This is a genomic window from Oscillospiraceae bacterium MB24-C1 (genome assembly GCA_030913685.1).
Classification (GTDB): domain Bacteria; phylum Bacillota; class Clostridia; order Oscillospirales; family Ruminococcaceae; genus Yanshouia.
This window is the reverse complement of record CP133187.1, coordinates 209634-224218: the sequence shown is the minus strand read 5'-3', so window position 1 is coordinate 224218 and position 14585 is coordinate 209634. Positions and strand designations below refer to the sequence as shown.

14 protein-coding genes are annotated in these 14585 nt (G+C 51.6%); 9 read left to right on the top strand and 5 right to left on the bottom strand.

Going from position 1 to position 14585, the window contains the following annotated elements; translation table 11 throughout:
* Positions 1–19 precede the first annotated feature (19 nt).
* On the bottom strand, positions 20–565 hold the full coding sequence (locus RBH76_01100; GenBank protein ID WMJ84048.1) for a hypothetical protein: 546 nt from the start codon (positions 563–565) through the stop codon (positions 20–22).
* A gap of 204 nt (positions 566–769) precedes the next feature.
* Here RBH76_01100 and RBH76_01095 point away from each other — a divergent pair, with 204 nt between their 5' ends.
* From RBH76_01095 to fabZ, 9 genes are all read left to right on the top strand, one after another.
* Positions 770–1270, top strand: coding sequence for a MarR family transcriptional regulator (locus RBH76_01095; GenBank protein WMJ84047.1), 501 nt, complete (start codon positions 770–772; stop codon positions 1268–1270).
* Between the two features lie 4 nt (positions 1271–1274).
* Positions 1275–2237, top strand: a complete 963-nt coding sequence (locus tag RBH76_01090) for a beta-ketoacyl-ACP synthase III (GenBank protein ID WMJ84046.1) — start codon at positions 1275–1277, stop codon at positions 2235–2237.
* Between the two features lie 80 nt (positions 2238–2317).
* Entirely contained in the window at positions 2318–2545 is a 228-nt protein-coding gene (locus RBH76_01085) for an acyl carrier protein (protein WMJ84045.1), read from the top strand.
* Between the two features lie 7 nt (positions 2546–2552).
* Positions 2553–3497, top strand: coding sequence for an enoyl-[acyl-carrier-protein] reductase FabK (gene fabK / locus RBH76_01080; protein ID WMJ85179.1), 945 nt, complete (start codon positions 2553–2555; stop codon positions 3495–3497).
* Positions 3485–4402, top strand: a complete 918-nt coding sequence (locus RBH76_01075) for an ACP S-malonyltransferase (protein ID WMJ84044.1) — start codon at positions 3485–3487, stop codon at positions 4400–4402. The genes fabK and RBH76_01075 overlap by 13 nt, the downstream gene beginning before the upstream one ends.
* Positions 4403–4405: 3 nt before the next feature.
* Entirely contained in the window at positions 4406–5146 is a 741-nt protein-coding gene (fabG, locus tag RBH76_01070) for a 3-oxoacyl-[acyl-carrier-protein] reductase (GenBank protein WMJ84043.1), read from the top strand.
* A gap of 48 nt (positions 5147–5194) precedes the next feature.
* Positions 5195–6295 (top strand): nitronate monooxygenase family protein, encoded by a 1101-nt coding sequence (locus tag RBH76_01065; protein WMJ84042.1) that lies wholly within the window; start codon positions 5195–5197, stop codon positions 6293–6295.
* A 13-nt stretch (positions 6296–6308) separates the two neighbouring features.
* Complete coding sequence (gene fabF, locus RBH76_01060; protein WMJ84041.1) at positions 6309–7538, top strand: beta-ketoacyl-ACP synthase II; 1230 nt, start codon at positions 6309–6311, stop codon at positions 7536–7538.
* 5 nt (positions 7539–7543) lie between these two features.
* Positions 7544–7957: a 3-hydroxyacyl-ACP dehydratase FabZ gene (gene fabZ / locus RBH76_01055; GenBank protein ID WMJ84040.1), complete on the top strand. Its 414-nt coding sequence runs from the start codon at positions 7544–7546 to the stop codon at positions 7955–7957.
* Positions 7958–8033: 76 nt separating this feature from the next.
* On the opposite strand, the gene RBH76_01050 is transcribed toward fabZ, so the two are convergent.
* From RBH76_01050 to RBH76_01035, 4 genes are all read right to left on the bottom strand, one after another.
* Positions 8034–9878 carry an ABC transporter ATP-binding protein gene (locus tag RBH76_01050; protein ID WMJ84039.1) on the bottom strand — a complete coding sequence of 615 codons (1845 nt, stop codon included), beginning with the start codon at positions 9876–9878 and terminating at the stop codon, positions 8034–8036.
* Positions 9871–11601: an ABC transporter ATP-binding protein gene (locus RBH76_01045; protein ID WMJ84038.1), complete on the bottom strand. Its 1731-nt coding sequence runs from the start codon at positions 11599–11601 to the stop codon at positions 9871–9873. Before RBH76_01045 ends, RBH76_01050 begins: the two co-directional genes overlap by 8 nt.
* Entirely contained in the window at positions 11598–12047 is a 450-nt protein-coding gene (locus RBH76_01040; GenBank protein ID WMJ84037.1) for a MarR family transcriptional regulator, read from the bottom strand. Before RBH76_01040 ends, RBH76_01045 begins: the two co-directional genes overlap by 4 nt.
* Before the next feature lie 245 nt (positions 12048–12292).
* A complete protein-coding gene (locus RBH76_01035; protein WMJ84036.1) occupies positions 12293–14584 on the bottom strand; it encodes a beta-propeller domain-containing protein in 2292 nt (763 codons plus the stop codon).
* Position 14585 lies beyond the last annotated feature (1 nt).

Here is a 14585-nt window from a genome sequence, read left to right as displayed (position 1 = left end):
ACATTCAAAACAGCGCACATCAGGATTTGACGACAATGGTTACAGGCTGCTCAAGCACACCGGCCAGCGTCCCGTTTTGCGCATCCACGGCGCAAAGATTAGCTATAGCTTTATAATCTCCGGCAGAAAGCTTTTCATCCAGAGCTGCCCTTTTTATCATCTGCCCGGGCAGAATAGACCCTGTGCGCAAAACCACCTCACCCGAATCTTCGAGTACAAGCTCAAGCACCATTAAATATTGGTTTTGCGGCGGATTTTTTAACAGCAGCGCCGCTTCCTCGGACGCAGCAGAAAAGACCAGTTTCTCTTTTATTTCATACGAGAACTGATCAGGAGGGTTTTTCTCTTCTGTTTTTGAGAATAATCCATGGGAAACCTTAACTGCCCGGGCATCTATATCGGTCACAGCTGAAAAATCGGCCGTTATCATATCACTTTTGAAAGCTTCAACCGGCGCAAAGCGTGAAAGAAAAATCACCGCGATGGCACCCATGCAAAGAAATATCAAAATCAAAAGGACGCCGATTACTCGGTTACCTCGCTTTCTTTCTCGCCGTAAATCCATTTTTTTCGCGCCTTACCTTTTTCTATTACACATTTTTAGTCGATTATACACCTTTTATGTTGTCATGACAACCCAAAATTGACTTCATGAATTTTATAATTAGTAATTATGAATATTTTATAAATTCATTAGCTGTTATTGACAGACGTAACAAGTGTTACTATAATTAGATAGACAATCTAATTAAATTAGGAGGACAGTAATTTGACCGATGAATTCATGAACAAACTTAACGAAACGCTGGTCACAGCCTATCGTTCCATATTGAAAATTGAAGACGAATTCATCAAGCGCGCCGGTACACCTAACGTTTCTTCCAGTGAAATGCATCTGCTTGAAACAATTGGTAAAACCAAGGGCAAGGGCCGCACCGTCAAAGAAATCGCCTCTGATCTACGCATTACGCAGCCGTCGGTCACCGCCGCTGTCAACCGGCTGGTTCAAAAAGGTTGCGTTGAACGTCGCCGCTCCACCGAGGACGGGCGGGTGGTTTACATCCACCTCACCCGGCTAGGCCATAAAACTTACGCTGTTTTTATGCGCTTTCACGAGAATATGGTGCGCGCAGTGGCAAAGGATTTGGGCGATGAAGAAAAGGCGCATTTGCTCAAAGGTATGATCCAACTGAACGCGTTTTTTGAAAAACAGTTTATTGACGAGATAACGGAAATTGGTCGTCAGAGCGATCTTTCAACTAAGGAGTAGCTTTATGAGCTTTTCAATTCTTTCAACGGGCCGGGCCGTGCCCAAACGCATCTTAACCAATGACGAGCTATGCAAGTTTGTGGACACCACCGACGAGTGGATTTTCACCCGTACCGGTATTAAGCAGCGTCACATCTGCATGGAGGAATCACTCACCGATATCGCAGTGGCCGCCGCTGAAAAGGCACTGGAACGCGCAAACTTAACTGCTGGAGACATCGACCTGATTCTTTGCGCGACCATCAGTGACGATTACATCACCCCTTCTCTAGCCTGCAATGTACAAAGCCGCATCGGGGCCGACTGCCCCGCTTTCGGCGTCAATGCAGCCTGTTCAGGCTTTTTGTATGCGCTAGATGTTGCCGCCGGCTACTTTGCCCGAAAGAAAGTACGGCATGTGCTGGTCATCGCGGCCGAGGCCATGAGCCGCATACTTGACTGGCGCGATCGCTCCACCTGTGTCTTGTTTGGTGACGGTGCGGGTGCAGTGGTGCTTGGCGAGGGCGACGGTCTGCGTTCACTGTCGCTGACAGCAAAGGGCGATATCGACGTGCTCAATGTGCCGAATGTCAAGGGCAACCTGCCCGACCGCATTCCGGACGATTCCGAACCTTATGTCTCGATGAACGGACAGGGCGTGTTTAAATTCGCAGTTAACGCCATGTGCAACGGTCTGCGCAATACCATTACCGATGCAGGGCTACAGGAATCCGATATCACGTGGGTACTACCGCATCAGGCAAATTTGCGTATCATCGACTTTGCAAAGTCTAAGCTTTCAATTGCGCCCGAGCGTTTTTGCATTAATATCGAACGCTATGGCAATACTTCAGCCGCTTGTATTCCACTACTGCTCGACGAGCTCAACGAAGCCGGAAAGCTCAAAAAAGGTGATCTGTTAGCTATGTGTGCTTTCGGCGCAGGGCTGACAAGTGCTTCGGCCGTGCTTCGCTGGGATTGTGAATAGCTCAAGCTGTTCATCGCGCTTTATGACAGCGCGTTCAACATAAACTAAAATGTATTTTTATTAAAAGGAGAATATTTAGTATGAATGAGAATTTTGAAAAAGTAGCCAAGGTCCTTGCAGAGTATAAAGAAATCGATCCATCTGAAATTAAAATAGACACCACCTTTGAAGAACTCGGCTTCGATTCTCTTGACATTGTTGAGATCGTCATGAATCTCGAAGAGGTTTTTGACCTTGAGCTCGAAATGAACGAAAGCCTTGTCGATGTCAAGAGCCTGATTGCTTACATCGAGTCCCTGCAGGCGTAAGACTATGATGAAAACGCCGCTTTGTGAGCTGCTTGGCATTGAAGCCCCCATCATTCAGGGCGGCATGGCATGGATTGCCGACGCCGAACTGGCCGCCGCCGTTTCAAACGCAGGTGGGTTGGGGCTGATTTCGGCCATGAACGCCGACGCCGAGTGGCTTAGAACTCAAATCAGAAAAGCAAAAACACTCACCAACAAACCGTTTGGCGTCAACATCATGCTCATGAGCCCGTTTGCCGATCAGGTGGCACAGGTGGTTGTAGAAGAGAATGTCAAGGTTGTGACCACAGGGGCCGGTACCCCCGCCAAATATATGCCGATGTGGCGCGAAGCTGGCATTGCTGTACTGCCCGTTGTCGCCTCGGTTGCCTTTGCTAAGCTGGCCGAGCGCAGCGGCGCCACTGCCGTCATTGCAGAGGGTTGTGAGTCGGGCGGGCATATCGGTGAGCTGACCACGATGGCTATTGTGCCGCAGGTTTGCGACGCCGTCAAAATTCCGGTTATCGCCGCAGGTGGAATCGGGGACGGACGCGGCATCGCCGCCGCTATGATGCTGGGCGCCATTGGTGTTCAGATCGGCACCCGCTTTTTAACCGCCCATGAGTGCAATGTGCACGCCGTCTATAAAGAGCGCATAATCAAAGCCAAAGACATCGACACCATCGCCACTGGTAAGCGGCTGGGTCACCCAGTGCGTTGCTTGAAGACCCCCTTCTCCCGTGAGCTGATGAAGATGGAAGCCGACACAAATGTCTCTACCGATGCGCTCGAAGCTAAAGGTGTCGGTGCATTGCGCCGCGCTGTTCAAGAGGGCGATCTCGAGGGTGGCACTTTTATGGCTGGACAGATTGCCGGTATGATGAAAAAAGAGCAGAGCTGCTCTGACATCATCACCGAAATGATGGATGAGGCCGCCACACTTTTGGGAGGTGCGGGTAAATGGGTAAAATAGCATTCTTATTCGCTGGTCAGGGCGCGCAATATTCCGGCATGGGCAAATCTCTCTATGAGACCAGCCCCGCCGCTCGCCACATTTTTGATTTGGCAGACGCAATCCGTCCGAAGACTTCAAAGCAGTGCTTTGAGGGCAGCCCCGAGGAATTATCCGTTACTTTAAATACCCAACCCTGTCTGTTTTGCGTCGATCTCGCCGCCGCCGAGGCTGTCCGTGAAGCAGGCATCACGCCCGACGGCGTGGCAGGTTTCTCGCTCGGAGAGGTCGCAGCGCTGACCTTTGCAGGCGGTTTTTCAGACGAAAACGGCTTTAAACTGGTGTGTGAGCGCGCCGCGCTCATGCACGATGCCGCTGAGGCTAGCCAAAGCGGCATGGTCGCCATCTTAAAGCTCGCCCCCGAAAAGGTCTCAGAAATCTGCGCCCAGGTGGGCGACAGCTATCCCATCAACTTTAACTGCCCCGGTCAGATCGTAGCGGCAACGCTGCGTGACCGTTCAGATGAACTGATCGCTGCCGTGAAGCAAGCGGGCGGTCGAGCGTTAGCTCTGCCGGTAAGCGGCGGGTTCCACTCCCCTTTCATGCAGTCTGCTTATGAGGGCCTCCAAAAGGCGCTGGAGCATTATGCTTTTGCGCAGCCCTTGGTACCGGTGTATGCCAACTCCACCGCATCGCCATATGTCACCCCAGATAAGCAGCTGTTGTCAGAGCAGTTGATCCGTCCCGTTTACTGGCAGAAAACGCTCGAAACTATGTCCGCCGACGGCTACGACACCTTCGTGGAGGTAGGCGCGGGTAAAACCCTGTCGGGCTTTGTCAAGAAAACCCTACCGGGTGCCACTATTGTAAACGTTCAGGACGCCGAATCTCTTGCCGCCGCCCTGGCGGTTCTGAGAGGAGAATGAACCATGCTTAATAATAAAACCGCAATCGTCACCGGCGGATCGCGTGGCATTGGTCGCGCGATTGCGCTGGCACTGGCTGCACAAAACGCCAAGGTAGCCATTCTTTATGCTGGTAATGAAGCCGCCGCACAGGCCACTGTCGAAGAAGCGCAGCGTAGCGGTTATACGATGACCGCTATTCGCTGCGACGTCGCCGATAGCGACGCCACTAAGACCACTGTCGCAGCCCTGCTCAAAGAGTGGGGGCAGATTGACATTCTCATCAATTGTGCGGGTATCACGCGAGATGGGCTCATCATGCGCATGAAGGATGAGGACTTTGATTCTGTTATCGCGACCAATCTCAAGGGTGCATTTTTGATGACCCGCCAGTGTGCCACCCCTATGATGAAACGCCGCACCGGACGCATCATCAACATCGCCTCGGTATCGGGACTCTCCGGCAACGCGGGCCAGGCCAATTATTCTGCCGCCAAAGCCGGCATGATCGGGCTGACTAAATCGGTCGCCCGTGAACTCGCCGGCCGGGGTATCACTTGTAACGCCATTGCCCCCGGGTTTATCGAAACCGATATGACCGCCGCGCTGTCTGAAAAGGTGCTGGCAGCCTCACTTGAAAATGTGCCGATGAACCGGATGGGAACACCGGAGGAGGTCGCCTCGCTCGCTGTTTATCTTTGCAGCGAGGGTGCGGCCTATATCACCGGTGAAGTTATTCGCATCGACGGCGGCATGTGCATGTAACCCTGTGCCCAGACCGCTTTGGCAGCTGAAAATGAGGTAAATGACACTATGTTCAACTTTAACAATCACCAGCTTACTCTGGGCAAATATACCGCACCCATCCCCATTGTACAGGGCGGCATGGGGGTGGGCATCTCAATGGCCCGCCTAGCCTCCGCCGTTGCAAATGAGGGTGGCGTAGGTGTGTTGTCGGCAGCGGGCATCGCCATGTTACGCAAGCCTGCGGAACGCAATCGTGAACGCGCTGTTCATGACGGTATTGCGGAAGAAATCGCCGACGCGCGTTCCAAAATGGCCAATGAGGATACTGGACTGCTGGGCATCAACATTATGAACGTGATGACCGACTTTGCTCAAATGGTCAAAACTTCGGCTGAGGCCGGCATCGACGTTATTTTCTCCGGCGCAGGGCTACCACTTGATCTGCCGAAGTTCTCCCCTTCGGACATTGCACTGGTGCCCATCGTCTCCTCCGCCAAGGCGGTTAAGATGATATCGCGCTGGTGGGAACAAAAATATGCCCGCGTGCCAGACGGTTTTGTGCTTGAGGGGCCGCTAGCCGGCGGGCACCTTGGCTTTACGCAGGAGCAGATCGACGACCCTTCTTTCAAACTGCAAGCGCTGATTCCTCAGCTGCGCACCGCACTAGACGCGCTGGAGCAAAAAGCCGGGCGCGCCATTCCGCTCATTGCGGGCGGCGGTATCTTCTCCGGCGCCGATATTTACGATATCCTTTCACGCGGGGCGGCGGCTGTTCAAATGGCGACCCGCTTTGTCGCCACAGAGGAATGTGACGCCTCACCTACTTTTAAACAAGCATATGTCAACTGTAAAAAAGAAGATATCACCATTATCCAAAGCCCGGTCGGTCTTCCAGGACGCGCCATTAAAAACGACTTTTTACAGCGGGCGCTAGATAAAGAAACTTGCCCCAAAAGCTGCCCATGGCACTGCATTTCGTCCTGCACGGTCGACAACGCCCCTTATTGCATTTCTGCGGCGTTGCTCGCGGCTTGCAAGGGCAAACTGGATCAGGGCTTTGCCTTTATAGGTGCCAATGGTTATAAAATAGAGGGCATCACCACAGTGCACCGTCTTATTGAAATGCTGCACAAAGAATTTACCGCTGCCGCATCGGCAGGTGTGTAAAAGGAGGAATTTTATGAAGCGAGTTGTTATCACCGGACTTGGCGCAATTACCCCAGTGGGCAACAATGTTGAGACTTTTTGGCAGAATATTACCGCCGGTGTAAGCGGAATTGGCCTCATTACCCACTTTGACACCGCGGATTACAAGGTCAAGGTCGCTGCTGAGGTCAAAGATTTTGATGTGACGCCCTATGTGGACAAAATGGCCGCCAAGCGTCTGGATCTTTTTTCGCAGTACGCCCTCGCTGCTGCACAACAGGCGATGGACGACAGTGGACTTGCTTGTGACCCCGAGCGATTCGGCGTCTATTTTGGTTCGGGTATCGGTGGACTGACCACGATGGTGCGTGAACAGGAAAAGTTGTTAAAAAGCGGCCCCGGCCGCGTTTCCGCCATGCTGATCCCGATGATGATCTCAAATTTGGCCGCAGGTAACGTCGCCATCCGCTTTAACGCGCAGGGTCCCTGCCTGCCGGTTGTCACAGCTTGCGCCACCGGCAGTAATGCCATCGGCGAGGCCTATCGCGCCATTGCTGACGGCTATGCCGACGCGATTATTGCGGGCGGCACCGAGGCTTCGATCGCCCCCCTTGCGGTGGCGGGCTTTACCAACTGTATGGCGCTGACCATGAACGGCGACCCCGCGACCGCCTGCCGTCCCTTTGATAAAAACCGAGACGGCTTTGTTATGGGCGAAGGCGCAGGTGCGCTCATCCTTGAGGAATATGAGCACGCCAAGGCCAGAGGTGCTAAAATCTACGCCGAAATTTGCGGTTACGGCCACACCTGCGACGCACATCATGTCACCGCGCCCGATCCCGAGGCAAAGGGTGCCAGCCGCGCCATCAAGGCCGCACTGACTCAGGCACAGATTAGCGACACTGACTGTGTCTATATAAACGCACACGGCACCAGCACACCCTTAAACGATAAGAGCGAGACGCTGGCACTCAAACTGGCACTGGGCGAAGATGCAGCCAAAAAGGCCGCCATCAGCTCCACCAAGTCGATGACCGGACATATGCTTGGTGCAGCGGGCGCTATTGAAGCAATCGCATCGGTGCTGGCACTGCACAATGGACTGATTCCGCCCACCATCGGCTATACCGAACCCGACCCAGAGTGTGACCTTGACTATGTGCCTAACACCGCGCGCAAGGCCGACGTCACGTTGGCAATCTCCACCTCGCTGGGCTTTGGCGGCCATAACGCCTGCCTTGCTTTCCGCAAGGTTGAGGGGTGAGCGCCATGAACCGTGATGCGATCAAAGCGCTTCTCCCCCATCGCGAACCGATGCTATTAGTGGACGAAGCAGAGCGCCACGAAGACCAGCGTGCAACGGGGCGCTACACCGTGCGGGGCGACGAGTGGTTTTTGCAAGGGCATTTCCCGGGGAATCCGGTCGTGCCGGGCGTTGTACTCTGTGAGATTATGGCGCAGACCTGCTGTGTACTGTTTGCAGAGGATGCTGTGGGCAAGACGCCGTACTACACCGGTCTGGATAAGGTAAAATTCCGTCGCAAGGTACTGCCGGGCGACACAATTGACATTGAATGTGTCATCACAAAGCAAAAAGGCCCGTTCTGCTTTGTTAGCGGAAAAGGCACCGTAAACGGAGAGTTGGCGGTTTCAGCCGATTTTTCGTTTGCGCTGATGGCTTGATTAAATATTAAAAGCGGAGTCTGGAATGATTAGTTATTCCAGACTCCGCTTTTACGTTTTTATACCAGTTATTTGTTCAATGTGCAAACTGGCTTTGATATAGGTTCTTATAAAATCCGCCTGCCGCCAAGAGTGTTTCATGGTTTCCGCGCTCAATAATCTCGCCATCCTTCATGACAATGATTGCGTCGGCATCTTTTATGGTGGAAAGGCGGTGCGCAATCACAAACGACGTGCGCCCCTGCATCAGCGTCGTCATGGCATTTTGAATCAATTGCTCAGTTCGGGTATCCACAGAACTGGTCGCTTCGTCTAGAATCAAAATATCCGGGTCAGCCAACAGCGCCCGCGCAATGGTAAGCAGCTGCCGCTGCCCCTGCGAAATATTGGTGGCGTCCTCGCCAAGCTCAAAGTCATACCCATCTGGGAGCTGGCGGATAAACCGGTGCGCACAGGCGGCCTTGGCAGCGGTAATCACTTCTTCATCGGTCGCATTCAGCCGACCATAGCGAATGTTTTCCATAATGCTGCCTTTAAACAGCCAGGTGTCCTGTAACACCATGCCAAAATGGCTGCGCAATTCGGCTCGGGTCATATCGGACAGTTTAATGCCATCAATAGTGATCCCCCCCTGCTGCGGCTCATAAAAGCGCATCAAGAGATTAACCAATGTTGTCTTTCCCGAACCGGTCGGGCCAACTATGGCCACCCGCTGACCATTCTTTGCCCACACCGAAATGTTTTTAAGCACCGGCTCGTCGCCATAGCCAAAGGTCAGGTCTTCTATACGTACTTCGCCTTTGGCGTTTGCGATTGTTTTTGGCTGGACAGGGTCGGGCGTCTCCTCAGGTTCATCTAGCAACTCAAACACGCGCTCTGCAGCCGCCACGGCCGACTGCAAAATGTTCGCAATATTTGCCACCATTGAAACAGGGTGCGAAAACTGGCGTATATATTGTATCATAGCCTGAATATCGCCTACCAAGAGATTCCCTGTGGTGATCATATAACCGCCGGCAATCGCCACCACCACATAGCCAAGGTTGGTAATAAAGATGATGACTGGCATCATAATGCCGGAAGAAAACTGCGCCTTCCATGCGTAGTCATACAAGGCGTCGTTAAGTTGTGCAAAATGCTGCCGCGAGGCTTGCTCTCTGCCAAATGCCTTGATGACCTCATGCCCGTTGTAGGTCTCTTCAATATAACCGTTCAATTCGCCCAGCGACTTTTGCTGGCCCTTAAAAAACTTCTGCGAGAATTTAATCAGTGCCCCCGATAGAATTATACCCAGCGGCATGGCACCTAGCCCTGCAAGCGTAAGCCACGGGCTGATGGTCAGCATCACAACAAAAACCATGACAATGCTCAGCAGAGAGCTGAGGGCCTGATTCAAGCTTTGCTGTAACGAGTTTGCAATGGTGTCGATATCGTTGGTAACACGCGAGAGCGTATCACCAAACGGATTTTTATCAAAATAAGACAGCGGCAGACGCGAGAGTTTCTCGTCCGCCCGTTTACGCAGGTCGTACATAGCCCGTTGGGTTAGCCCCGAGAGAATATATTGCACAGTATAGTTCGCAGCGGAAGAAAGAAGGTACATCACTGCTATAATCGTCAGAACACGCCCAACCAGCGCCATAGAGACGCCTGCTCCCGTACCAGTCAGCACGGCCTGTGTACCTCTGGCAATCTCGTTGACCGCACCGGAAAGCGCCTTTGGCACCAGCGCGCTGACAGCGGTGGAAATTATATTTAGCAGTAGCACAACCAAAAGCAAGATGGAATAGGGTTTTAAAAACCCAACCAGCCGCATAAAGCTGCCCTTAAAGTTTTTGGCGCGCGCCGTTGCCATCATGGTTCTACCGCCGTGCCTTCCACCGACAAACAGCTTTTGGTTTTTGTTGTTGGTTTCACTCATCGTCAATTTCCTCCGCCGAAAGCTGTGATTTAACAATGTCACGATAAACGGCACAGCTTTTAAACAGCACCTTATGCGTACCCAGCCCCACCTGTTCACCGCCGTCCAGCACGAGAATCTGGTCAGCGTTCGTAACGGTGGAAACACGCTGCGCTACAATGAGCACAGTGGCGTTGCCCATATCCTTTTGTAGCGCGGCACGAAGGCGCGCGTCGGTTTCAAAGTCCAGCGCCGAAAAGCTGTCGTCGAACAGATAGATGCTGGGTCTGCGCACAATAGCTCTGGCAATGGCAAGGCGTTGCTTCTGTCCACCGGAAAGATTCGTTCCACCCTGCGATATCGGTGCCTGATAACCCTCGGCACGCTCGGAAACAAATTCTCGGGCCTGTGCAGTCTCAACGGCTGCAGTCAGTATCTCGTCGGTAGCATCCGGAGATCCAAAACGCAGATTATCGGCAATACTTCCTGAAAACAGCACCGCTTTTTGCGGCACATACCCCAGCTTTTGGCGCAAATCCTGCTGCGAATAGTCCCTAACATCAATCCCGTCGATGCATACACGCCCTTGGGTGGCGTCATAAAAACGCTCCACCAGCTTCAGCAGCGTACTTTTTCCGCTACCGGTGCTTCCGATAATCGCCGTCGTCTGCCCTGGAGACGCTGTAAAGCTAATGTGGGACAACGCCGCATCCTGCGCACCGGGGTAGCGAAAGCTGACATTCTCAAAAGTGAGCCGGCCCTCACCCGGTGTTATCCGGCATTCTACCGGATCAGTAATCTGCGTTTCGGTTTCAAGTACCTCGGTAATACGCTTCACTGAAGACATAGCACGCGGTAGCATGACAAAGACCATCGAGAGCATCATGATGGACATAAGAATCTGGGTGATATACTGCACCATCGCCATGATGTCGCCAACCATTATAGTACCCTGTACCGCTTTAATGGCACCGAACCAGACAATTGCTACTGTAGCTGCTGCCATAACCACATTCGCCGCGGGGAACAGCAACGCCATCGTCCGGTTCATTTTAATTGAGGCCTCGGTTAAATCGCGGCTCGCCTTATCGAAGCGCTTTTTTTCATAATTTTCATTATCAAAGGCACGGATCACCCTGACACCGGTCAACTTTTCACGCATGACCAGCGTTACGTTGTCAAGCTTTTGCTGCATCGCTGTGGAAAGCGGCATACCGCGACGGGCAATTCCGGTAACCATCAAAAAAAGGGCCGGTAGCATCAGCAGCAAAACCATAGAGAGGGTCGGACTTTTGAGAAAAGCCAGTGTCACGCCGCCAATAATCATAATTGGCGCGCGCAACACTAGCCGCAGCAGCACATAGATATAGTTTTGCACCTGCGTAACGTCGTTTGTCGAGCGTGTAATCAACGAGGCAGTACCAAATCGGTCAGTTTCAGAGAGTGAAAAACCTTCGATTTTATCAAATATCTGCCGCCGGAGTGCTCGGCTGACCCCGGCCGAAATTTTCGCACTGAAGTAGCTATTTAAAAGAGTGCCACTAACGCTGATGATTGCCAGCAGCAGCATCATGCTGCCTAGTCGCAATACAAGCGCCGTATCGTTGTAATATAGACCTTGATTAATCAGCTCAGCTAGCAAAAAGGGCAGCCCCAGCTCAGTGAGCGCTGCCAGTACCATTGCTATAACGGCATAGGTACATTCCAGATAAAAAGACTTCAGATGTGAAAAAATATTGCTCATAAAAATGTGTCTCCGTTATTTTCGCCCTCATTTTGCAAGTTGGCTTCCAGCTTGTGCAGAATACGTAAGAAATCCTCTAGCTCGTGCTGGTCCAAATTGCCTATTAATTGGTCAAATAATAGCTTATGGCGATTAATTTGCTTTATTCTAAACTCTCTGCATTTATCGGTAATCTCCACCAAATATCTGCGTCCATCCTGAGAATCTATCCGGCATTGTATCAGACCCCGCGCTTCCAAGTCCCGCAAAATGGGCGTCAGCGAGGGGCGGGTAATGCCCATGTGTTTGCTAATTTCGGCAGGGTGCAGCGCCTGACCTTCCGCCTGTTCAATCGTCCAAAGCACACTAAATTCGCCCGGCCTCAACCCGTTGTTGCGCCGCACCTGCATGAAATGACGGCAAATTCTGAAAAAGATGTGATAAAGATATGACCGCTGTTCCTGCATGCTATCGTCCCCCATTAGCGCTAAAAATTAGTTAGTTATACTAATTATATTAACGCTTACTTGGTTGATATTTCTTTCTGTATCAATGAATATTTTGTGAATATTCTATCTCGGTTAATTTAACCACCCACACTACGGAATTGTTATTATCTACTGCAAGGCCGCCTGTTTTAGTCTACGAAAAAAAAAGCACAGGATATAAAAACCCTGTGCTTTTTTAGACCGAAGCTTAGCTCGGATCATTGTTAATATTTTAGTTCGCCAATCCGTTCAAAGTTATCAAGCGAATAAGCCATTATCCGCGCGGGAGAAATGGTGTAAAGTGTTTTGCCAATATAGATGCCCCGCGAGATGGTGTTGCTCGAATTATACCGCATAAATCCCGTTGAAGAACTGGAATCCTCATTGGGCAATGTACCGATAATTTCAAAGCCATCGGCCTCGATTCTAACCACCAGATAACCAGCAAAACTAACCTGTTGCGAACCCGACCATGGATTATTGGCGGAAGCACCCTGCACGGTATAAATAGTGGCCGGAAAACCTATCAGTCTCTGCTCAGGATAGTACATAATCGCCTTGTGATTTTGCAGTGCCTCGGTGGTGCTACCTGCATTGCCCAGCAAGAAGCTGGCCTTTTCCTTTGGGTTTGTCGGATCACTGACATCGAAGAGTGACAATTTAAGGCCATCTTGAAAAACACCACCATGTTGGGTGACAACGGTGTTCACGCCCAACCCAAGCAGGGTGTTTTGGTCGATGGGGTGCAGATATTCCGAAAAGCCGGGCAGCTTTAATTGCCCCTTCACCACAGGCTTTGCCGGGTCTTTAAGATCGATGACAAACAATGGGTCGGTCTCACGAAAGGTGACAACATAAGCGGTTTCACCGACGTAGCGCACCGAATAGATACGTTCACCCTCTGCGAGGTCTTCTACCGATCCAACAGGCCGCAGCAAACCATCGAGCACATAAAGATTGTTGACCGTTTCATCGTCGTCGTTATACGACGTCGTCGCAATGCGCAGGTTGCCGCCGTATTCATCCAGCGAGAACTGATTGTCTATATATCCCGCAACCTTGCCGCTCGCAAGATACTTCAGCCCACCGTTGGTCACTGAAAAACGCGTGATGCCGGTAAAACGGTCACGCCAGTTCCGGCTGTCGGCAGCCATTACATTGGCGGTCAGATACAGGTTGTTCTGACTCATCATAATCTGGTCGGCCATTCCCAACACCGCTTTGGTGTCAGCATCTTGTGTTGAAATATTAAGCGCAGTCACAACCGCGTAGTTTAAATTCTCAAGATAAGGGGGAATAACGATATCGCCTGCGGGCAGCACTCCGACCTTCTCGTCCTTACCCACTATCGGCAAATACTCATAAATGGGATCTGAAGCGGTCCAAATATCACCATTGACTGTCTTGTTGGTGACCAAATAAAGCGTATCATTAGACAGACGTGACGAAACATAACTGCCATCCTGGTGGTAATGGCTGATTTCTTTAGGCATCTTATGGTTACTGATATCAAAGGTAAGCGCCTCGGTCATCGCAACATATCTCGCACGGCGGACGGGACGGTCACGGTAGTAATCTGGCACAACAACATTCTCGGAATCCCTAGTCGCAGCATTTTGGTTGTCGGCTGCCGCGCTGTCGTCCAGATAAGAGGACAATGTTTCCTCGATGGGGTCGACAAGTGTTTCGGCTTCTTTTGCCGGCACCGACTGCACCACAACCAGACGATCCCCACTCAGATACAGTTCGGCGTCAGCATATTCTGGCAGTAAAATGGTCGAAAGCAGTTTCAAACCGTTTGCGGTGGAAATCGCAATCTGTGCGCCGCCCGTGGTGGGATCAAAGCGGTATTGATAAATATAGGTGCCATCGGTCTTAACAATATCCGATTCGTCAACACCCTCGACCTGGACGTTGGTTTGGTAAACACCGTTACCGCCACCGATATCTGCCTTAGGAGCTGCATCGGCAACCGGCGTTTCAAGCATGATGCGCTCACCGTTACCGTCATTAGCGATACCGTAGTCGTAAGAACCGGCGTAGCTATTATCCCAAATCGTTGTCAGCGCGTCGTAGACCTGCGAATAGCTTTCAGCCACTGGCTGTTCGACCTCCGGCTCTACCATCGACGATTCAGCAGCCATCATAGCCGGCCCCGACATCGTTGCGTCGTCAATTTCGGCTGGCGCGGCTTTGGATGCAAAATCTTGTGGCGCAGCCGACATCGTGTTGCTCTGCCGAGCATTAAACCACCCGAAGACAACGATTGCTAAACAGGCCGCATAGGACAAATATCTAAAATAGATGGTTTTGCTACGTTTTTTCGGTTTAATTTCAAGCACCTTGGTGTCTTCGTCCGCTGGTGCCTCCAGCGTTTCCAGCTTGTGCAGAAGATTCTCAGATTTTAAGGAGTCGGGCAGTTGGAACCGCTCGCTGTCACGCAGTAAAAGCGTTCTGAGCCATTGCTGTTCATCTTGCATATCTTCTGTCATTCTGTCCTGTTCGTGGTCGCTCATA